This window comes from Microvirga sp. Mcv34 (assembly GCF_024519725.1).
Classification (GTDB): domain Bacteria; phylum Pseudomonadota; class Alphaproteobacteria; order Rhizobiales; family Beijerinckiaceae; genus Microvirga.
This window is the reverse complement of sequence record NZ_JALJRK010000291.1, coordinates 1-406: the sequence shown is the minus strand read 5'-3', so window position 1 is coordinate 406 and position 406 is coordinate 1. Positions and strand designations below refer to the sequence as shown.

At 64.0% G+C, this 406-nt stretch carries 1 pseudogene; it reads left to right on the top strand.

The features are described from left to right. Positions 1 to 406: pseudogene (locus tag OC446_RS30660) on the top strand (IS3 family transposase); the annotation flags it as partial.

Sequence of the window (406 nt, the reverse complement as noted above, 5' to 3'; positions counted from 1 at the left end):
GGCCTGTCGACCCTGCGGCACTGGCTCGACCGCCGTCGCGAGCGTGAGATCGATGATCCTCCCGACGACCGCCAGGAGGACATGGCGGCCGAGCTGAAGCGGCTGCGGCGCGAGAACGAGATCCTGCGTCAGGAGCGGGAGATCCTCAAACGGGCCACGGCTTTTTTCGCCAAGGAGGGAAGTCGATGAAGTTTCAGTTCATCGATGCGGCGAAAGAGAGCTTCCCCGTCACCCGTCTGTGCCAGGTTCTCGAAGTGAGCCAGAGCGGCTACTTCGCCTGGAGATCCCGTCCGGCCAGTCCGCGCCAGCGCAAGGATCTGGTCCTCTCGGCCCATATCCGCTCGGCCTTTGCCCGTTCGAACGGCACCTACGGCAGTCCGCGCATGACCCGTGAGTTGCAGGATAA